Raw genomic sequence first — 20037 nt, 5'->3', positions numbered from 1 at the left:
CGTCCCCGTTACTCCGCGGCCTCTGCCGCACGCGCCTTGGCGAGGGCCGAGCATTCGGCCATCGTCGCGGATGCCCGCGCGATCGGATTGGTCAGGTAGAAGTCCGTCACGGCGTTGTGGAACGCGCCCGAGCCGGCCTTGGTGTCAAGCTTGGCAAGCGCCTCGAGAGAAGCGGTGTCGCCGGCCGCGATCTGGTCGATCGCCGCCATATGCGGATGCGCCGCATAGAGCGCGGCGCGCAGTGCGCCGAGCGAATCATAAGGGAGCGTCGACCCCAGCGCGCCCGAAAGCGCACGCAGGATCGCCCAGTCCTCGCGGGCCTCGCCCGGAGGGAACGCGGCCCGCTCGCCGAGCTGCACGCGACCTTCGGTGTTGACGAAGGTGCCCGACTTCTCGGTGTAGGTCGCGCCCGGCAGGATCACGTCGGCGCGGTGCGCGCCGCGGTCGCCATGGGTGCCCTGATAGACCACGAAAGCGCCTTCCGGCACGTCGACCTCGTCGACGCCGAGCAGGAACATCACGTCCATGGCACCCGGCTCCAGCATCTCCGCCGTTGCCTTGCCGCCCTCGCCCGGCACGAAGCCGACATCAAGGCCGCCCACCTGGGCCGCTTCCGTATGCAGCACGTTGAAGCCATTCCAGTCGTCGCGCACGGCGTTGACCGTGACCGCGACCTTCGCCGCCAGCGCCAGCACCGCCGCACCGTCGGCGCGGTTGAGCGCGCCCTGTCCGACGATCACCATCGGGCGCTCGGCCTTCGGCTTGCCGTGATCCAGCAGCGACGCCAGCGTATCGGGGCCCGCGCCCAGATAGGTGTAGGGATAGGTCAGGTCGGTGTTTTCGCCGATCACGCCGATGGTCACGCCGCCGCGCGTATAGCGCTTGCGAATGCGTGCGTTGAGCACCGGAGCTTCCTTGCGCGGATCGGTGCCCACGAGCAGGATCGCGTCCGCGTCCTCGATGCCGGCGATGGTCGAGTTGAACAGGTAGCTGGCCCGGCCGTTTGCCGGATCGAGCGGAGAGCCGGGGAAGCGACAGTCCATGTTGTTCACAGAAAGCGCCTGCATCAGGCCCTTCAGCGCGAACATCTCCTCCACGCTCGAAAGCTGGCCGGCGAGTGCGCCGATGCGCTCCGGCGCGGCCGCCTTCACCTTTTCCGCGATCAGCGCGAAAGCCTCGGCCCAGGACACCGGCTTCAGCTTGCCGTCGACGCGGGCATAGGGCCGGTCGAGGCGCTGGGTCCGCAGGCCGTCGCGAATATAGCGGGTCTTGTCGGAGATCCACTCCTCGTTCACGGCCTCGTTGAGCCGCGGCAGAACGCGCATGACCTCACGACCGCGCGTATCGACGCGGATCGCCGAACCGACCGCATCCATCACGTCGACGGATTCGGTCTTGGTCATCTCCCAGGGACGCGCCTGGAACGCATAAGGCTTGTGGGTCAGTGCGCCGACCGGGCAGAGGTCGACGACGTTGCCCTGCATCTCGGAGGTGAGCGCCTGCTCGAGATAGGAGGTGATCTCCGCATCCTCGCCACGGCCGATCAGGCCGAGGTCGGCGACGCCGCACACTTCGGTGGTGAAGCGAACGCAACGCGTGCAGTGGATGCAGCGCGTCATGATCGTCTTGACGAGCGGGCCGATGTACTTGTCCTCGACCGCGCGCTTGTTCTCGGAGTAGCGCGAGGCGTCGACGCCATAGGCCATCGCCTGGTCCTGCAGGTCGCACTCGCCGCCCTGGTCGCAGATCGGGCAATCGAGCGGATGGTTGATCAGCAGGAATTCCATCACGCCCTCGCGGGCCTTCTTCACCATCGGCGTCTTGGTGAAGACCTCAGGCGCCTCGCCGTTCGGGCCGGGACGCAGGTCGCGCACGTTCATGGCGCAGGAGGCCGCCGGCTTCGGCGGGCCGCCCTTCACCTCGACGAGACACATGCGGCAATTGCCGGCAATCGACAGGCGGTCGTGGAAGCAGAACCGCGGGACTTCCGCACCAGCGGCCTCACACGCTTGCAAAAGCGTGTAATCCTGCGGGACCTCGACCTCCTTGCCGTCGACTACGATAACCCTGTTCATGCCTTGCTGCCCTCATGGCCTTTCTGCTTCTCAGCCCACAGGGCGAGAAGTTCGGTAACCTCGATGCCGTTGACCGTCATGCCCTGCAATCGGCTGTTCGTGATCGCAACGCCAGCGAGACACGCATTGTCGATCCGCATCCCGGCGAGATTGGCATCCGAGACCGTCAGACCCGACATGTTCATATCGCTGAACGTCGAGCCCGACAGGTTCACATTCGTGTACCGCCCGCCGGAAAGATTGACATCGTCGTAGCTGCAACCGGAGAGATTAACGTCACTGAAGCGCGAGCCGGAAAGATCGCTTCCAGCCACGTCCAGTCTCTGTTTCTCTCCGACCATGTTCATCGCCGTTGCCTCACTCCGCAGCCGCCAGCGGCTGCGCCGCCGGCTTGCGGCTCTTGGCCGTATATTCGTCGATGCGCGCCTCGATCACCGGACGGAAGTTCCGGATCAGCCCCTGGATCGGCCATGCGGCCGCGTCGCCAAGCGCACAAATGGTGTGACCCTCGACCTGCTTGGTGACCTGGAAGAGCATGTCGATCTCCTCCTTGGAGGCATTGCCCTTGGTCATACGCTCCATCACGCGCCACATCCAGCCGGTGCCTTCGCGGCATGGCGTGCACTGGCCGCAGCTCTCATGCTTGTAGAAGTAGGAGAGCCGGGCGATGGCCTTGATGATGTCCGTCGAACGGTCCATCACGATGACCGCCGCCGTGCCGAGGCCGGAGCCGAGGCCACGCAGGCTGTCGAAGTCCATCGAGCAGTCGGTGATGTTCTCCGCCGTCACGCACGGCACGGACGAGCCGCCCGGGATCACGGCCAGCAGATTGTCCCAGCCGCCGCGAATGCCGCCGCAGTGCTTGTCGATAAGCTCGCGGAAGGAGATGCCCATCTCCTCCTCGACCGTGCACGGATTGTTGACGTGCCCGGAGATGCAGAACAGCTTCGTGCCGGCGTTGTTCGGCTTGCCGAGACCGGAGAACCATGCGGCGCCGCGACGCAGGATCGTCGGCGCGACCGCGATGGATTCCACGTTGTTCACTGTCGTCGGGCAGCCATAGAGGCCAACGTTCGCCGGGAACGGAGGCTTCAGGCGCGGCTGGCCCTTCTTGCCCTCGAGGCTTTCGAGAAGCGCCGTCTCCTCACCGCAGATATAGGCACCCGCGCCGTGGTGGACGTAGATGTCGAAATCATAGCCGTTCTTGTTGTTCTTGCCGATCAGGCCCGCGTCATAGGCCTGGTCGATGGCAGCCTGCAGCCGCTCACGCTCGCGGATGAACTCGCCGCGCACGTAGATGTAGGCCGCGATCGCGCCCATGGCGAAGCCGGCGATGAGACAGCCCTCAACCAGCGTGTGCGGGTCGTGGCGCAGGATCTCGCGGTCCTTGCAGGTGCCCGGCTCGGACTCGTCCGCATTGACGACAAGATAGGCCGGACGCCCGTCCGACTGCTTGGGCATGAACGACCACTTGAGGCCGGTCGGGAAACCGGCGCCGCCGCGACCGCGCAGGCCGGACGACTTCATCTCCTCGATGACCCAGTCGCGGCCCTTGTCGATGATCGCCTTGGTGCTGTCCCAGTGGCCACGCTGGCGCGCGCCCTCCAGACCCCAGTCATGCAGGCCATAGATATTGGTGAAGATCCGGTCCTGATCCTTCAGCATACCGCTCTCCCGTCCTTACGACTTGCTCGTCGGCACATCGCCGCTGTCGACACGTTTGGAGAAATCAGTTTCCCCGCCTTCCGACAACACCTTGGCCTGGGCGATCCAGTCCTCGCGGTCGATACGGCCCTTGAACTTCAGCCGGGTCTCGACCCAGGCCTTGTTCTCTTCCGTCCAACCCGCGATCTGGTCGAAATGATAGACGCCGAGCTCGTTGAGGATGCCCTCGATCTTCGGACCGACGCCCTTGACACGCTTGAGATCGTCGGCCTTGCCCTCGCGGGCGGCCGACAGCAGCTTCGGCTCGCTCTCGCCCTCCCCGGAGGAAAGGTCGAGACTGCCCTGCCCGGCTGGCTTGGTATTCGCTTCGGCCTTGGCAACGACCGGGGCCTTGGCGACAACCGGCTTCTCGGCCTCGGTTCCGGCAGCATCGGCCTTCGCGGCTGTCGGGCGTGCGGCGGACTTCGCCGCCGCGCCCTTGGCCGGCACGCCGTTGAAGTCGGAACCACCGGCGTTGATGCTCTCGCCTGCAAACGCATGGGAGGCAGGCTCCGCGCCGGCAACCAGATGCGCCACGGGAAGACAGCCCTCCGTCGTGTCCTTGATCTCGGACAGCGACGTCTGACCGCTTGCCGGCATGCCGAAACGGCGACCGTTCTGCGGACCCGGCGTGACCTCGCGGCCGGCCGAGATATCGTCGATCAGCGCCTCGAGGCTTTCCGGCGTCAGGTCCTCGTAGGTGTCCTTGAAGATCTGGATCATCGGCGCATTGACGCAGGCGCCGAGACACTCGACCTCTTCCCAGGAGAAATCGCCATCCCCGGAGAGCTCATGTGCGTGTGCCGCGATCTTGCGCTTGCAAACCGCCACGAGGTCCTCGGCACCGCGCAGCTGGCACGGCGTCGTGCCGCACACCTGGATATGCGCCTTGCGGCCCACCGGCTGGAGCTGGAACATGGTGTAGAAGGTCGCGACCTCGAGCACGCGGATGTGCGGCATCGAGAGCATGTCGGCGACATGGCGGATAGCCGGTTCCGGTAGCCAGCCATTGTGCTGCTCCTGCGCCCGCCACAACAGCGGGATCACCGCCGATGCCTGACGGCCTTCGGGATAGCGACCGATCACCTTCTCCGCCCACGCCTTGTTATCCGGCGTGAACGCGAAGCTCTCGGGCTGCTCATGGTGAAGGCGACGAACGGCCATTACCGGTCAACCTCTCCGAACACGATATCGAGGGAACCGAGAACAGCCGACACGTCCGCCAGCATGTGTCCCCGGCACATGAAATCCATCGCCTGAAGATGCGCGAAACCGGGCGCCTTGATCTTGCAGCGATAGGGCTTGTTGGTCCCGTCGGCGACCAGATAGACGCCGAACTCGCCCTTCGGAGCCTCCACGGCGGCATAAACCTCGCCCTCGGGGACGCGGTAGCCTTCCGTGTAGAGCTTGAAGTGGTGGATGAGCGCTTCCATCGAGCGCTTCATCTCGCCACGCTTCGGCGGAACCACCTTGCCGTCCGCAGACGACACCGGACCGCGCTCGACGGTGAGCTTTTCCAGGCACTGCTTCATGATCCGCACCGACTGGCGCATCTCTTCCATGCGGATGAGATAGCGATCGAAGCAGTCGCCGTTCTTGCCGATGGGAATGTCGAAATCGAGCTCGCTGTAGCACTCGTAGGGCTGCGACTTGCGCAGATCCCACGCCGCGCCGGAGCCGCGCACCATCACGCCAGAGAACCCGCGCGCCCACGCATCCTCGAGCGACACGACACCGATGTCGACGTTGCGCTGCTTGAAGATGCGGTTGTCGGTCAGCAGTCCCTCGATATCGTCGAGGGTCTTCAGGAACGGATCGCAGAAGTCCCAGATATCGTCGAGCAGCTCCGTCGGCAGGTCCTGGTGCACACCGCCCGGCCGCACGAAGGCGGCATGCATGCGCGCGCCGCAGGCCCGCTCGTAGAAAACCATCAGCTCTTCACGCGGCTCGAAGCCCCAGAGCGGCGGCGTCAGCGCGCCGACGTCCATGGCCTGGGTCGTCACATTGAGCAGATGCGACAGAATGCGCCCGATCTCGGAGTAGAGAATGCGGATGAGCTGGCCGCGCTTGGGCACCTGGATGTCGAGAAGTTTCTCGACGGCCAGCGCGTAGGCGTGCTCCTGGTTCATCGGCGCGACATAGTCGAGCCGGTCGAAATAGGGCACCGCCTGCAGGTAGGTCTTGTGCTCGATCAGCTTCTCGGTGCCGCGGTGCAGCAGGCCGATATGCGGGTCCACACGGGTGACCACCTCGCCGTCCAGCTCAAGCACCAGACGCAGCACGCCGTGCGCGGCCGGGTGCTGCGGACCGAAGTTGATGTTGAAGTTGCGGACCTGGGCCTCAGCCATGTTGAGGATCCTGATTGGGCGCGAACAGGGCAAAAACCTCGGCGCCGGTCATCTTGTGGGTCTGATTGGCGAACGCGTAGTTGGCCGGCTGCTCGTCGACGAAGATTTCCGACGTGAACTCGAAAATCGACGGATCGTCGAAAGCCTGGGCCGAAACGACGTTGTGCGAACCGTCCTTCATCCGCCACATCAGCGAGGTGCCACAGGTCTTGCAGAAGACGCGCTCGCCATACTCGGACGACGCGTAGACGCCGAGCGGCGCTTCATCCTCGACCTTGACGACGCCGACGCATTCCACCGCCATGAAGGAACCGCCGCTCCAGCGCCGGCACATGGAACAGTGGCAAACGCTCATCTCACGCGGCTTCGGCTCGGCCGTAAACCGAACCGCACCGCAAAGGCATCCACCACAGAGACTGTCAGCCATCCCCGCCACCTCAGCTTGCCTTCTCGTCGCCGGGAAGGATGTACTCCGCACCCTCCCAGGGCGACATGAAGTCGAAGTCGCGGAATTCTTGGTTGAGCCGGACCGGCTCATAGACCACCCGCTTCTTCTCGTCGTCGTAGCGGACTTCGACATAGCCGGTCAGCGGGAAGTCCTTGCGCAGCGGATGTCCGTCGAAGCCATAGTCCGTCAGCAGCCGGCGCAGGTCCGGATGCGAGGAAAAGAGCACGCCGTACATGTCGTAGGTCTCGCGCTCGAACCATTCCGACCCGGCGAACACGTCGATGATCGACGGCACCGCCGTGTCCTCGTCGGCGCTGACCTTGACGCGGATGCGCAGGTTCTGCTTCGGCGACATGAAGTGATAGACGACATCGAAGCGCTGATCGCGCTCGGGCCAGTCGACACCGCAGATGTCGGTCAGGTTGACGAACTGGCAGCTCGTGTCGTCGCGCAGGAAGCGCACGACCTGCACGATGTCGGAGGCGCGCGCCACGAGCGTCAGCTCGCCGTAGGCGACCTTGTAGCCCTCGACAGCGTCGCCAAGCGCCGCCTTGATGTGTTCGCCGAGTTCAGCGAGCGTTTCGTCCATCACACCGATCCGTTCTGTACCGATCCGTCCTGTCGCCGGGCCCGACCCTTTCAGGCCCAGCCCGTGCACCGCCAGACTTGCGTCCGGCTCAGCGCTCGATCGTGCCGACGCGTCTGATCTTCTTCTGAAGCATCATCACGCCATAGAGCAGCGCCTCCGCGGTCGGCGGGCAGCCCGGCACGTAGATGTCCACCGGGACGACGCGATCACAACCGCGCACCACCGAGTAGGAATAGTGATAGTAGCCGCCGCCGTTGGCGCAGGATCCCATCGAAATGACATAGCGCGGCTCTGGCATCTGGTCATAGACCTTGCGCAGGGCCGGAGCCATCTTGTTGGTCAGCGTGCCGGCGACGATCATCACGTCCGACTGGCGCGGAGAGGCGCGCGGCGCGAACCCGAAGCGCTCGGCGTCGTAACGCGGCATGGACATCTGCATCATCTCGACCGCGCAGCACGCGAGACCGAACGTCATCCACATGAGCGAGCCGGTGCGCGCCCACTGGATCAGATTGTCCGCCGCCGTGACGACGAAACCCTTGTCGGAGAGCTCATCGTTGAGCTCGAGAAAAAACGGGTCGTTCGATCCGACCGGCTTGCCGGTCGCCGGATCGATAATGCCCTTCGGAGCCTGGGCAACGAGCGGCTCGCTCGACGTCAGTCCCATTCCAGTGCCCCCTTCTTCCATTCGTAGATGAAGCCGACCGTCAGCACGCCGAGGAACACCATCATCGAGCCGAACCCGTACCAGCCCAGATCGCCGAACGAGACGGCCCAGGGAAACAGGAAGGCGACCTCAAGGTCGAAGATGATGAAGAGAATCGCCACCAGATAGAACCGGATGTCGAACTTCATGCGTGCATCGTCGAAGGCGTTGAAGCCGCACTCGTAGGCCGAGAGCTTCTCCGAATCCGGATTCTGGTAGGCAAGAAGAAACGGCGAGATCAAAAGCGCCAGACCAATGACCAGCGACACGCCGAGAAAAACCAGGATCGGCACGTAGTCTCTGAGCAGCTCTTCCATGTCCAAACGTATCCTTGCGCCCGTGACCATGCGCCCGGCGAGCGGGCAGGCATGGCGCGTACCGCCGGAATGCGCGGCCCCTGCCTTTTCGGCTTCGGACTGGATCCCGGCGAAGTCGACGATGCCACGTGAGAGGACGTGATCGTCGAATGCCCATACCGCGCACGCTTAGCCCACGCCACATCGCAACGCAAGCCCGACGACCGCGGAATGCCCGCAGCGTTCTCGCACATGCGAAAGCGCCGGGGGATCAATCGCAAAGCGCCGGCGGCGCTCTTTCCCGCATGACGCGGCGGATTGCGCCTCGTCGTGAGACCCAAGGCGCTGCGCCGGCGGTGACGGCACATGCCGGTCATGCGGCGCTTTTTCGCACAGGCGGCACAGCGAGCACCCTGATACCGACGCAAGCAGCCCCTGCCCTGGCCGCAAGCCGACTCAGCCCGCGCGCGTGAACCGTCCCTTGCCGTCGCCGGTCACCGCGCTGGGGGCCGCTCTTTCGCCTGACGGGCAAGAGCCGGCCATTCCTTGACGAAGCGCGCCTGCACCCGCTTGCCCGGCGAGCCCTTGGCACCGTTCTCTTCCTGGATCATCCGCACGAACACCAGTCGCTCGGCACTGTCGCCCGCGCCACGCTCCGCCCAGCCGACAAACCAGCCCCAGCCGCGCGTCCGATCAAAGGAACCGTCGGCCTTGCGCGGATAGGCGCCGCCGGTCTTGCCGTGGAGTGTCCAGCCGTCCGCCGCCGCAAACTGCGGCATGGCGTCCTCGACGAGTGCCATGGAAGCATCCGTGAGCGGCAGATCGCGGGCCAGCAGCCGGGTCAGGAACACCGCTTGCTCATGAGGCGACACGAGCAGCGACGAGGCGATCCAGGCCCGCTCAAGCCCGTTGTTCTGCCCTGGATCACCGGAGAAGTCCGCATTGCCGAATCCGATGCGGCGCGTCAGCTTGGTCAGCCTGTCCTGCCCGAGCTCACGGGCGATGCGCTGCGAGTACCAGACCACCGAGCGGTCGAGCCATGTCTGCGGATCGATATCGCCGCGCCACGCATCGCCGCCCCAGGCGACTTCGCCCTTGCGCCAGGTCCACACCGGCGCGTGCAGGCCAGTGACAATGCCCTCCTCATGGGCGATGGCGGCAAGCGGCACCTTGAAGGTCGAGGCCGGGGTCACCTGCCTCTGGCAGTCGCCCGTCTCCATCAACGCGACCCCACCCCTCGAATCGATCACGATCGTGCACTGCGCGGCGGCAAGCGCCGGCGCACCGGCGCCGAGAAGGAGAGCAAGGGCGGACAGGGGAAGCGTAGCGGTCGTCAGGTGAGGCACGTGCCGTCTCCGAATTGCGGGATCGTCGTCGGCGGCGAGCCAAGCAATGAATTGGAGCGAAATCCGGGCGCGGGCGGACCGCATCGACGCGGATCCACAGCCCAGGCGCGACCGAAAGGGACCTGGCGACCCGCTCGAGCGAAACGCAACGCCCGGGAGGGCGGCGTGCGGTGAAGCTCACGATGTCCTGGAAAGGCCCGCGCCCCGGCGAGCGAAAGGCGAGTGGCGCGAGTGACGGGGCTCGAACCCGCGACCTCCGGCGTGACAGGCCGGCACTCTAACCAACTGAGCTACACCCGCTCGCCTTGCTCGTCCGATGGACGGCTCCCGATAGTAAAGAGGCAAGTGGCGCGAGTGACGGGGCTCGAACCCGCGACCTCCGGCGTGACAGGCCGGCACTCTAACCAACTGAGCTACACCCGCTTGGCCTCTTGGCGACACTTGGCCGCCGGGAGTGGCGGTGATTTACGGCGCGCCGCCGTGCAAGTCAAGCGCCTCTCCCCCTTGCGGGTGACGATTATAAGAAACAGGCCCACCTTGGCCCATACCAACTGTGGAAAAGCCCAAAACGCGGACGGGCACCCGAAGGTGCCCGTCCCATTCTCTTGCCTCAAGCCGCGGGCGGTTCATGACCGCACGCGGGAACCCAGTAGCGTCAGAGACTTGCCAGATACTGCATGGGATCGACCGGCTTGTTGCCCTTGCGCAGCTCGAAGTGAAGCTGCGGCTGGGTGACCGACCCCGTGGCGCCAACCTTGGCGACCGTCTGGCCGCGACGCACGGTCTCGCCGCGCTTGACCAGGAGTTCGCTTGCATGGGCATAGGCGGAGACCCAGCCGTCGTCGTGGCGCACCAGAACCAGGTTGCCATAGCCCTTCAGCTCGTTGCCCGAGTAGATCACCGTGCCGTCCTCGACGGCCTTGATGTCCGCGCCCTCGGGAAGAGCGAGATTGATTCCGTCGTTGCGTGTGCCGCCGGGCTTGGTCCCGAAGTCGGAGATGATCCGCCCCTTGGCCGGCCAACGGAAGCGGCGGTCGCCGCTTGTCTCGCGCTGCTTCTCGACGCCAAGCGGACGCTCCGGCGCGGTCTCGACACGCGCCACCTGCTCCGTCTTGGGCGTGCTGGCGGCGGGCGGACGAGCCGAGGAAACAGTCGGCTTGCGCTTGGGATGAGCAGCGGCACCCGGCACGGGCGCATCGCTCATCGTCGGCCGGGCGGTCCCCTGCGGTGTCGACAGGGATGCGACACGCACCCCCGGCTTGGCGTGCGGCTTGGGCGCTGCGGCGACGCTGGAACTCGGGATCGAGCCGGTCACGCTTGGCGCGCCGCCCGAGGGCGGCAGACGGACCGGCTGGCTCGCAGCCGTCTTGGTGGTGCCAGAGCCGTAGACATAGGTCGGGATCGTCACCCGCCGTCCGGCCGGGAAGGTCGCATCGGCGGAGACCCCGTTGATGTCGGCCAGGACGTGCGGCGGAATGCCGAAGCGCCGCGAGACGCTGTTGACCGTGTCGCCCGCCCTTGCGCTGACCTGCGTCGCACCGGCGGTGCTCCAGCCACGAACAGAGCGCGGCGCTTCGCCGGTCACGGCTGAGGAAGACGCGGTTTCCGGTGCCGGCAGCGTGGCGACACGCGGCTCGGACCTGGGAACAGGCACGGAGGAATAGGTTTGCGACGGCGTGCTTGGCTTCGACCGCGACGGGATCGACCCGGTCGAGATACGCTCAGAAGCGCCGGAGGCCGGCGGCAGCTCGGCGCGCTCGACCTTGCCGTTCTTCATCGGCCCGGCCGCGATCGCGTCGAACGTCGGCTGGCTGACCGGCTTGCCGCCCAGCATGCTGCGCTGGTTCGCGGTGTTTCCGGTGAAAATTGGATCTTCGAAACGTTCGACACCGCCGCTGCAAGCCGCCGCAAGAGCGGCCACGAGAACCACCGTGGCGGTTTGCGCGAGCATACGGGCAGACAAACGTGAATACTGCATGGACATGGCGCTACTCGGACCTAAGACACCCAACGTCGTTGAGTGTGATTAAATCCCGGTAACGTTGATAAAGACTTAAGCGGGCGTGTTTTGCCGTAAACCATGTTTGCAAGCGCTACGGAAAATGCGCCGTCACAGGCGGCTCGCGACCCCTTCGACGAGCGGCACGAACCGCACGCGCGCCAGCGTCCGCATCCTGACTTCCTGACCGAGCCGCTCGGCGATGACGAGGTCCTGCAAGGCTCCCTTGCCGCCGAGCGGCATCATCAGGAAGCCGCCGGGTGCGAGCTGGTTCAAGAGTTCGGAAGGAACCTCAGGGCCCGCCGCCGTCAGCACGATGCGATCGAAGGGCCCCTCTTCTGCAAGCCCCTCCAGCCCGTCGCCATGATGGACGGAGACCGTCGTGATCTTGAGGGCGTGGAGCCGCTCTCGGGCAAGGTCCACCAGCGTGCGATAACGTTCGACCGTATGCACCTCGCCAGCCATCAGACCGAGGATCGCCGCCTGATAGCCCGATCCGGTGCCGATCTCGAGCACCCGATGCTTCGGCGACAGGTCGAGCGCCTCCGTCATCAAGGCGACAAGGCTCGGCTGCGAGATGGTCTGACCGCATTCGATGGGAAGAGCCGTATCCTCGGCGGCGTGGCGCTGATGATTGGCCGGCAGGAACAGCCGTCGCGGCACCCGCTCCAGCGCCGACAGGAGCCGCTGATTGCGGATGCCGGCCTGACGCAGCTTCAGGATCAGCGCGGCCGTCGCCTCGCGGTCGGCCTCGACCGCCGCGTCCGGCGAAATCCTGCTCATGCCGCCGTCCTCGTCAGCCCCGCTCAAGGCGCCCTCCCCGTCGCCGGCGTCGGGTTCCGAATGCCGGCGTTTCGCATGTCGCTCAGCCGAGCACGCGGCGAAGATCGCCCAGGACCTCGTGTGCCGTCAGGTCGAGCTTCAGCGGCGTCACCGAGATAAGGTTCGCCTCGAGCGCCGCAAGATCCGTCTCGTGCTCAGGCTCTTCCTTCTCGTTTCGGAAACCAAGCCAGTAGTAGGGCACGCCGCGCCCGTCCCTGCGCCCCTCGACCGCGAGTTCGCTGACCTTGCGCTTGCCCTGTCGCGTTACCTGCACGCCCTGCACGGCCTCTGCCTCGCAGTTCGGGAAGTTGAGATTGAGCAGCGTGTCAGGCGGAAACGGGAAGTGCAGCAGCTTGTCGATCAGCGCCGGCGCATGTGCCTCCGCCGTGCGGTAGCTCGGCGCGACACCCGGCGCCCAACCGAAGGCCTGGGACAGGGCGATGGAGCGGATGCCCATCAGCGTGCCTTCCATGGCGCCGGCGATGGTACCGGAATAGGTGACGTCGTCGGCGGCGTTCTGGCCTCGGTTGACACCGGACAGGATCAGGTCCGGGCGCTCCTTCATGACCTCCCGCACACCCATGATGACGCAGTCGGTCGGCGTGCCGCGCACCGAATAGCGCTTCTCGCCGAGTTCGCGCACCCGCAGCGGGTCGTGCAGCGTCAGCGAGTGGGCGACACCCGACTGGTCGGTCTCGGGCGCGACCACCCACACGTCGGACGATAGCTCACGCGCGATGCGCTCCAGCGCGGCGAATCCATCCGCATGGATTCCGTCGTCATTGGTCAGCAGAATGCGCATCAAGCAGCTCCGATCTTGGAAAGGCCGCCCATATAGGGCCTGAGGGCCTCAGGCACGGTCACGCTGCCGTCGGCGTTCTGGTAGTTCTCGAGGACAGCGATCAGCGCCCGCCCGACGGCGATGCCCGATCCGTTGAGCGTGTGCACATGGCGCAGCCCCTTCTCGCCGTTGGGCCGATAGCGGGCGTTCATCCGCCGTGCCTGGAAGTCATCGCAGACCGAACAGCTCGAGATCTCACGGAAGCTGTCCTGCCCCGGCAGCCAGACCTCGATGTCGTAGGTCCTGCGCGCGCCAAAGCCCATGTCGCCGGTGCACAGCGCCATCACGCGATAGGCAAGGCCGAGACGCTTGAGCACCTCCTCGGCGCAGGCCGTCATCCGCTCCAGCTCGGCCGCCGACTGCTCCGGCGTCGTCACCGACACGAGCTCGCACTTCCAGAACTGGTGCTGGCGCAGCATGCCGCGCACGTCGCGGCCGGCCGAACCGGCCTCCGAGCGGAAACACGGCGTCAGCGCGGTAACGCGCATCGGCAGCACCGCCTCGTCGAGCGTTTCGCCCGCCACCATGTTGGTCAGCGGCACTTCCGCCGTTGGGATCAGCCAGCGCCCGTCCGTGGTCTTGAACAGGTCCTCGGCGAACTTCGGCAGCTGCGAGGTGCCGAAGAGCGCCTCGTCGCGCACCAGCAGAGGCGGCGAGACTTCCATGTAACCGTGCTCGCCGGTCTGCAGGTCGATCATGAACTGCCCGAGCGCCCGCTCCAGCCTCGCCAGTTGTCCCTGCAGCAGGACGAAGCGCGAGCCCGACATGCGTGCCGCGCGCTCGAAGGCGAGCCCCGACTGAATGCCGGAGATCTCGAAATGCTCCTTCGCCTCGAAGTCGAGCACGGGCGGCGTCCCGACGCGGCGCAGCTCGACGTTGCCGCTCTCGTCCGCGCCCTCCGGCACATCGTCATGGGGCATGTTCGGCAGCACGCTCAGCGCGTCCTGAAGCTCGGCCGAGATCGCGCGTTCGGCTTCCTCGCCGTCCTGGATCGCGGTTTTGAGCTTGGCGACCTCCTCGATCACCGCTTTCGCGGCAGCCTCATCGCCCGACGCCTTGGCCTTGCCGATCTCCTTGGAGGCGGCATTGCGCCGCTCCTGCGCCTGCTGCAGGTCGGAGACGAGCGACCGGCGGCGGTCATCGATGGCAACGAGGCGTTCGGCCTGCGGGCCGAGCCCGCGCCGTGCCATGGCAAGATCGAAAGCCGCGGCGTTGTCGCGGATCCATTTGATATCGAACATGAAAAACCCCGGGATGTCGGCCGGTGGGCGCCCGGTGGCCCGAAGAGGCGGGAGCGGCCTGCGGCCGACCGATGCGGCCGGCTCAGGCGTCCGCCTCGGCAGCCTCCCGTTCGGCCCGTTTCTTCTCGACCATCCTGACGCAAAGGATGGACACTTCGTAGAGAAGCAGTGTGGGAAGTGCAAGACCGATCTGGCTGATCGGATCGGGCGGCGTGAGCACCGCCGCCACGACGAAGGCGACGACGATGGCATATTTGCGCTTCGACCTCAGGCCCGCCGCCGTGACGATGCCGGCCCGGCCGAGCAACGTCAGCAGAACCGGCAACTGGAAGACCAGGCCGAAGGCGAAGATCAGCGTCATGATCAGGCCGAGGTATTCGCTCACCCGCGCCATCAGCTGGATCTTGGCCTGCCCTCCGGTTCCGTCCTGCTCCATCGACAGGAAGAAGCCCATCGCCAGTGGCATGACCATGAAGAAGACAAGCGCAGCCCCCATGGCGAAGAGGATCGGCGTCGCCACCAGGAACGGCACAAACGCATGCCGCTCGTGCTTGTAGAGCCCTGGCGCCATGAACATGTACACCTGGCTCGCGATCACCGGGAACGCGATGAACAGCGCACCGAAGAAGGCGAGCTTGAGCTGGGTGAAGAACAGCTCCTGCGGCGCGGTGAAGATCATCTCCACCGGATGACCGGCCGCATTCTCGTAGGGAATGACGAGAATGTTGTAGATGTCCTTGGAGAAGTAGAAGCAGACGATGAAGGCGACGATAACCGCCACCACCGTCTTCAAGAGACGGCTGCGCAGTTCGATCAGGTGCTCGATCAGCGGCGCCTTGGAAGCTTCGATATCGTCCTGGCTCATGCTGTATCGCCCTTGCCGGCTGTCGTCTGCCCGGCGGTCCTGTCGGGGTCGGCCACCGGCTCGGGAGCAGGATCAGGCGCTCCCGCCGCCGGTGCGTCGTCGGAGGCGGCCGGCGTTGTCTGGCTGGCGGCCTGCGCCTTGGCGGCGGCGCCGGCGTGCTTCTGCGGATAGGCTTTGGTGATGTCGCCAAGCGGATCGAAGTTGGCAGCCTTCTCGGCCGCCGCCTTCATGTCGGAGATATCGGCCTGCTTCTCCGCCTCGCGCAGCGCATCGTTGAAGGTCGACTGAAAATCATTCGCCATGCGCCGCACCTTGCCAAGCGTCTGGCCAAAGGTGCGCAGCATGCGCGGCAGGTCCTTGGGACCCACCACCAGGATCATGACGACGGCAACCACAAGCAGTTCCGTCCAGCCGATATCGAACATTGCGGTTCGTCTTCCACGTTCGAGGGTTCAGGCCCCTGCCCCATCCCCTTTCGCGCGAGGCGGCACCGAATGTCGGGCCCCGCACGTCAGGAAGAACGGTGGCGCCATGCGACCCGGCGCGACGCGCGGGCCGCATGGCCTTGCGTCACGCCGATTCCGGTCATGGTCGGCGCGTCGGCCTCAGCCGGCGTTCGACTTGTCCTCGGACTTGTTCGAGACGACGGTCTCTTCGGCCTTGTGATCGATCGTCTTGCTGCTCGTCTTTTCCGGCTCGTCGTCAGGCTCGTTAAGCCCCTTCTTGAAGCTGTTGATGCCCTTGGCGACGTCGCCCATGAGTTCGGAAATCTTGCCGCGACCGAACAGCAGAACCACGATCACCGCGATGATCAGGATCTGCCACATGCTGATACCCATACGCCAACTCCCTCGTCCTTCCGGTGCACACGCACCGGCGCGGCACTATTGCAACAAAGCGCAGTCTACCGCAACCGGCCGATGCCGGCAGCGGGGCAGACCCTACTCCTGTTCCGCCTCGCACGGAAAGGCAAGAATATCGCGCGGATCGAGGCGCACGCCAACATCCGTGCCGATGGCAAAGCGCCCACCGTCGCGCAGCCGGGCCTGCAAGGGCCGGTCGCTGCCGGGTATCGCGATTTCCACCAAGTCCACCTCGCCGATGAACCGGCGCCGCAGGACCCGCCCGTCGAGCCCCTCGCCCGGCTCGCCGAGAATGATTCCCTGAGGCCGAACGCAAACGTCGACCTTCATGCCGGCGGCGATTCCCTCCGCCGGGAACCGGCCGAAGGCGGTTTCCACCTCGCCGTCGCCGGCAACGCCGCTCAATTCGTTGAGCTCGGAAAAGAAGCGCGCGGCGAAGAGGTCCACGGGATGGTTGTACAGCGCATCGCCGCTGCCGAGCTGCACCAGTCGGCCGCGGCGCATCAGCGCGATGCGGTCGCCCATGCGCAGCGCCTCCTCCGGATCATGGGTGACCAGCATACAGGTCGCCCGCGTCTCGCGCAGCACCGACAGGGTCTCGTCGCGCACCGCATCCCTCAACCGCCGGTCGAGGCCGGAAAACGGCTCATCCATCAGCAGCACCCCCGGGCGCGGCGCGATGGCGCGCGCCAGCGCCACGCGCTGCTGCTCACCGCCCGAAAGCGCGTGCGGATAGTCGTCGGCATAGGTCTCCAGGCCAACGCGCTCAAGCGCCCGCAGCGCCGTCTGCCGCGCCTCGGACTTGGCCAGGTGGGTCAGCCCGAAGGCCACGTTCTCGCCAATGGTCAGATGCGGGAACAGCGCATAGTCCTGAAACATCAGGCCGACGCCGCGCCGCTCCGGCGGCAGGAAGATATCCGGCCCCGCAACCTCCCGCTCGTTGATGAGCACCCGCCCCAGCGTCTGGCGCTCGACGCCGGCGGCGATCCGCAGCAGGGTCGTCTTGCCGCAGCCCGAATGACCGAGCAGGCACAGCACCTCTCCGGGCTCGACGGAAAGCGACACGGATTTCACCGCCTGCACGCCATCGAAGTCGCGGCTCACCGCCTCGAAGGAAAGGCGCGCGGCGAAGGTCGTGCCCGCCGTGCCGCGCTGCCCCCAGGCATTGTCAGGGGTGGCGGCAACGGGAAGTCTAGCGGCTGCTGTCATCTGTCTGCTCGTCATTGTCCGACGCGAAGTCGAAGAGTTCATCCACGTCGAGCGGATCCTCCTCGTCGCGAAGCTCGGACGAATCGTCCGGCACCGGAACCAGGAAGCCGGCGGGCACGGCGCTGTCCAGCAGGCCCGAGCCCTTGAGTTCCTCAAGGCCCGGCAGATCCTGCACGGACGCCAGCATGAAGTGCTCGAGGAACGCGTCAGTGGTGCCATAGGTCACGGGCCGACCCGGTGTCCTGCGCCGACCGCGCATGCGGATCCAACCCGTCTCCATGAGCACGTCGAGCGTTCCCTTCGACGTGGACACGCCGCGGATCTCCTCGATCTCCGCGCGTGTCACCGGCTGGTGATAGGCGATGATGGCCAGCGTTTCCAGCGCCGCGCGCGAGAGTTTGCGCTGCTCCACCTGCTCGCGCGCCAGAAGCCAGGACAGATCCTCCGCCGTGCGAAAGGCCCATTTCTCCGCCACTCGCACCAGATTGACGCCGCGCATCGCGTAATGAGAGCGCAGCGTCTCCAGCACTGCCGGCACATCCGTTCCCGACGGCAGGCGCGCGGCGATCTCGCCTTCGCTCAGCAGCTCCCGCGACGCAAACAGCAGCGCCTCGGCCATGCGCAGCGCCGCCTCCGGCACCCGCGCCGCGCCGCCTTCCAGATCGAGCCGGCCTTCCAGATCGCTTTCGTCAGTCAACGGCATTCCCGTCCTTCAGGTCAGACCCGCCCGCATCGAGGGCGGCTTCGACGACCTCCCCCGCCCCCGGCAGCCGCCGCAGGTAGATCGGCGCGAAGGCTTCCGACTGGCGTATTTCCACCTCTCCCTCGCGCACCATCTCAAGGCTTGCGGAAAAGGCGCTGGCGATTACCGTGCTCGCCTGCCCGCGATCGGCGACATAGCGCGACAGATAGGCATCCAGCGGAGCCCAGTCCAGATGTGTGCCGATCAACCTGGTCAGAAGGTCGCGCGCCTCCTGCAGCGACCAGACCGTGCGCCGACGTACGTGAACCGATGTGACCGAGCTGCGCTGACGCTGCGCCGCATAGGCGATCAGCAGATCGTAGAGCGTGGCGTCGAAGGTGCTGCGACGGTCGACGCGGATCGCCTCCGGCTGGCCGCGCGCATGAACATCGCGCCCAAGCCGGTTGCGCGCCATCAGCTTGTCCGCCGTCGCGCGCATCGCCTCCAGGCGGCGAAGGCGGAAGGCGAGCGCGGCCGCCATTTCCTCGCCCGAAAGCGCGTCCTCCTCCTTCTGTTCGGGAATGAGAAGACGCGATTTCAGATAGGCGAGCCACGCCGCCATGACCAGATAGTCGGCCGCGAGTTCCAGCCGCAGACGGCGGGCCTCGGTGACAAACTCCAGATACTGCTCGACAAGCGCCAGGATGGAGATGCGTGCGAGGTCGACCTTCTGTTTGCGTGCGAGCGTCAAAAGCAGATCGAGCGGCCCCTCGAAGCCGTCGACATCGACGACGAGCGAGGGATCCGACAGGGCGCGTTCGTCGCCGCCCGCCGCCTTCGGGGTGTCTTCTTCGAAAAAGGAATCCTGCAATCCCGGCCCCTCTTCGCCCGAACCTCCGCCTCCTCGGCAATCGTCACGCCTGTTCAGGCAACCGCGGTGGCAGCGACAAGAAGTCTCTCGTACTCGCCGCGCAAAGCCTCGAGATCCGCATCGACCGGCGCTTTCACCTGCGCGAGAGCCGCCGCGCAGCGCCGCAGCGCATCCCCATGAAGCTCCGGAGAGACCGCCGCCACGGCGCGCATTTCCTCAAGCTCGCCATTGCAGTGAAGCGCAAGATCGCAGCCGGCGGCAAACAGTTTTTCCACCCGCGCGCCCATCTCCCCGCCGAGCGCCTTCATCGAGACGTCGTCGGCCATCAGCGCGCCGTCGAAATCGATCTCGTCGCGGATGAGCTCGATCATGGTGCGCGACTGGGTGGCGCAATTGTCGGGATCGAAGGCGGTGAAGACGACATGGGCGCTCATCGCCAGCGGCATGTCCCTGAGCGCCTTGAAGGGGGCGAAGTCGACCCGTCGCAGCTCGTCGGCCGGCGCATCGACGACCGGCAGTTCCAGATGGCTGTCGACGGTTGCCCGCCCGTGGCCGGGCATGTGTTTGATCACCGGCAGGACGCCCGCCGCAAGCAGCCCCTCGGCGATCTTGCGGCCAACATCGATGATCGTCTCGCGGGTCGTGCCATAGGCCCGGTCGCCGATCACGTCGCTCGTCACCGGCGTCGGCACGTCAAGGATCGGCGCACAGTCGACCGTGATGCCCAGGTCATGCAGATCCGCGCCGATCAGCCGCCCGCCGAGATAGGCCATCCGCCGCCCGCCGGCCGGGTCGCGCTCAAGCAGCCGGCCATAAACCTCGCCCGCCGGGTAATCGGCAACCAGCGGCGGTCGCAGGCGACGCACGCGACCACCTTCCTGGTCGATAAGGACCGGAGCCGCGGGATCGCCGACAGTCTCGCGCCAGTCCGCCACCAGATCGCGGATCTGCTGCGGATCGGAGCAGTTGCGCGCGAAAAGTATCAGTCCCCAGGGTCTCTCGGCAGCAAAGAACGCCCGCTCCTCGCCCGAAAGCGCGGTGCCCTCGCAGCCGCAGATGAACGCCTTTGCCATCGCTAAAGTCCCGCGCTTCACGGCCCGTCTTGCGGGCCTCCTGTCAGTAGTGTTTGCCC

21 protein-coding genes and 2 tRNA genes are annotated in these 20037 nt (G+C 66.0%); all 23 read right to left on the bottom strand.

What is annotated here, in order from left to right; all coding sequences use genetic code 11:
* Positions 1 to 8: 8 nt before the first annotated feature.
* The gene (nuoG, locus tag ACSLUQ_RS06015; protein WP_461807972.1) at positions 9 to 2075 is read right to left on the bottom strand and encodes an NADH-quinone oxidoreductase subunit NuoG; all 2067 of its coding nucleotides are present in this window, start codon (positions 2073 to 2075) and stop codon (positions 9 to 11) included.
* Positions 2072 to 2422 (bottom strand): pentapeptide repeat-containing protein, encoded by a 351-nt coding sequence (locus ACSLUQ_RS06010; RefSeq protein ID WP_461807971.1) that lies wholly within the window; start codon positions 2420 to 2422, stop codon positions 2072 to 2074. The genes nuoG and ACSLUQ_RS06010 overlap by 4 nt, the downstream gene beginning before the upstream one ends.
* 10 nt (positions 2423 to 2432) lie before the next feature.
* Positions 2433 to 3740: an NADH-quinone oxidoreductase subunit NuoF gene (gene nuoF / locus ACSLUQ_RS06005; RefSeq protein ID WP_417773179.1), complete on the bottom strand. Its 1308-nt coding sequence runs from the start codon at positions 3738 to 3740 to the stop codon at positions 2433 to 2435.
* 15 nt (positions 3741 to 3755) lie between these two features.
* Positions 3756 to 4943: an NADH-quinone oxidoreductase subunit E gene (locus ACSLUQ_RS06000; RefSeq protein WP_461807970.1), complete on the bottom strand. Its 1188-nt coding sequence runs from the start codon at positions 4941 to 4943 to the stop codon at positions 3756 to 3758.
* The gene (locus tag ACSLUQ_RS05995) at positions 4943 to 6127 is read right to left on the bottom strand and encodes an NADH-quinone oxidoreductase subunit D (RefSeq protein WP_417773177.1); all 1185 of its coding nucleotides are present in this window, start codon (positions 6125 to 6127) and stop codon (positions 4943 to 4945) included. Before ACSLUQ_RS05995 ends, ACSLUQ_RS06000 begins: the two co-directional genes overlap by 1 nt.
* Complete coding sequence (locus ACSLUQ_RS05990) at positions 6120 to 6554, bottom strand: GFA family protein (RefSeq protein ID WP_417773176.1); 435 nt, start codon at positions 6552 to 6554, stop codon at positions 6120 to 6122. Before ACSLUQ_RS05990 ends, ACSLUQ_RS05995 begins: the two co-directional genes overlap by 8 nt.
* Positions 6555 to 6564: 10 nt before the next feature.
* Entirely contained in the window at positions 6565 to 7164 is a 600-nt protein-coding gene (locus tag ACSLUQ_RS05985; RefSeq protein ID WP_417773175.1) for an NADH-quinone oxidoreductase subunit C, read from the bottom strand.
* An 88-nt stretch (positions 7165 to 7252) separates the two neighbouring features.
* The gene (locus ACSLUQ_RS05980; protein WP_417773174.1) at positions 7253 to 7831 is read right to left on the bottom strand and encodes a NuoB/complex I 20 kDa subunit family protein; all 579 of its coding nucleotides are present in this window, start codon (positions 7829 to 7831) and stop codon (positions 7253 to 7255) included.
* On the bottom strand, positions 7822 to 8187 hold the full coding sequence (locus tag ACSLUQ_RS05975; protein WP_417773173.1) for an NADH-quinone oxidoreductase subunit A: 366 nt from the start codon (positions 8185 to 8187) through the stop codon (positions 7822 to 7824). The genes ACSLUQ_RS05980 and ACSLUQ_RS05975 overlap by 10 nt, the downstream gene beginning before the upstream one ends.
* 473 nt (positions 8188 to 8660) lie before the next feature.
* The gene (locus ACSLUQ_RS05970) at positions 8661 to 9512 is read right to left on the bottom strand and encodes a penicillin-binding transpeptidase domain-containing protein (protein WP_417773172.1); all 852 of its coding nucleotides are present in this window, start codon (positions 9510 to 9512) and stop codon (positions 8661 to 8663) included.
* A gap of 223 nt (positions 9513 to 9735) precedes the next feature.
* A tRNA-Asp gene (locus ACSLUQ_RS05965) sits at positions 9736 to 9812 on the bottom strand.
* Between the two features lie 46 nt (positions 9813 to 9858).
* Positions 9859 to 9935, bottom strand: a tRNA-Asp gene (locus ACSLUQ_RS05960).
* A 232-nt stretch (positions 9936 to 10167) separates the two neighbouring features.
* Positions 10168 to 11496 (bottom strand): peptidoglycan DD-metalloendopeptidase family protein, encoded by a 1329-nt coding sequence (locus ACSLUQ_RS05955; protein ID WP_461807969.1) that lies wholly within the window; start codon positions 11494 to 11496, stop codon positions 10168 to 10170.
* 126 nt (positions 11497 to 11622) lie between these two features.
* The gene (locus ACSLUQ_RS05950; RefSeq protein ID WP_417773170.1) at positions 11623 to 12294 is read right to left on the bottom strand and encodes a protein-L-isoaspartate(D-aspartate) O-methyltransferase; all 672 of its coding nucleotides are present in this window, start codon (positions 12292 to 12294) and stop codon (positions 11623 to 11625) included.
* An 82-nt stretch (positions 12295 to 12376) separates the two neighbouring features.
* A complete protein-coding gene (surE, locus tag ACSLUQ_RS05945; protein WP_417773169.1) occupies positions 12377 to 13135 on the bottom strand; it encodes a 5'/3'-nucleotidase SurE in 759 nt (252 codons plus the stop codon).
* Positions 13135 to 14415: a serine--tRNA ligase gene (serS, locus tag ACSLUQ_RS05940; protein ID WP_461807968.1), complete on the bottom strand. Its 1281-nt coding sequence runs from the start codon at positions 14413 to 14415 to the stop codon at positions 13135 to 13137. The genes surE and serS overlap by 1 nt, the downstream gene beginning before the upstream one ends.
* 82 nt (positions 14416 to 14497) lie before the next feature.
* Complete coding sequence (gene tatC / locus ACSLUQ_RS05935) at positions 14498 to 15280, bottom strand: twin-arginine translocase subunit TatC (protein WP_461807967.1); 783 nt, start codon at positions 15278 to 15280, stop codon at positions 14498 to 14500.
* The gene (gene tatB, locus ACSLUQ_RS05930; RefSeq protein WP_461807966.1) at positions 15277 to 15705 is read right to left on the bottom strand and encodes a Sec-independent protein translocase protein TatB; all 429 of its coding nucleotides are present in this window, start codon (positions 15703 to 15705) and stop codon (positions 15277 to 15279) included. Before tatB ends, tatC begins: the two co-directional genes overlap by 4 nt.
* Before the next feature lie 180 nt (positions 15706 to 15885).
* Positions 15886 to 16119: a twin-arginine translocase TatA/TatE family subunit gene (locus tag ACSLUQ_RS05925; RefSeq protein WP_417773165.1), complete on the bottom strand. Its 234-nt coding sequence runs from the start codon at positions 16117 to 16119 to the stop codon at positions 15886 to 15888.
* Positions 16120 to 16221: 102 nt separating this feature from the next.
* The gene (locus ACSLUQ_RS05920) at positions 16222 to 17352 is read right to left on the bottom strand and encodes an ABC transporter ATP-binding protein (protein ID WP_417773164.1); all 1131 of its coding nucleotides are present in this window, start codon (positions 17350 to 17352) and stop codon (positions 16222 to 16224) included.
* Entirely contained in the window at positions 17336 to 18049 is a 714-nt protein-coding gene (scpB, locus tag ACSLUQ_RS05915) for an SMC-Scp complex subunit ScpB (RefSeq protein ID WP_417773163.1), read from the bottom strand. Before scpB ends, ACSLUQ_RS05920 begins: the two co-directional genes overlap by 17 nt.
* Positions 18042 to 18905, bottom strand: coding sequence for a segregation and condensation protein A (locus tag ACSLUQ_RS05910; RefSeq protein ID WP_417773162.1), 864 nt, complete (start codon positions 18903 to 18905; stop codon positions 18042 to 18044). Before ACSLUQ_RS05910 ends, scpB begins: the two co-directional genes overlap by 8 nt.
* A gap of 53 nt (positions 18906 to 18958) precedes the next feature.
* Positions 18959 to 19978 (bottom strand): beta-N-acetylhexosaminidase, encoded by a 1020-nt coding sequence (gene nagZ / locus ACSLUQ_RS05905; protein ID WP_461807965.1) that lies wholly within the window; start codon positions 19976 to 19978, stop codon positions 18959 to 18961.
* Positions 19979 to 20037: the final 59 nt, after the last annotated feature.

The sequence above is a fragment of the Stappia sp. ICDLI1TA098 genome (assembly GCF_054880955.1).
The sequence above is the reverse complement of the archived record's forward strand: the minus strand, read 5'-3'. Positions and strand labels throughout refer to the sequence as shown.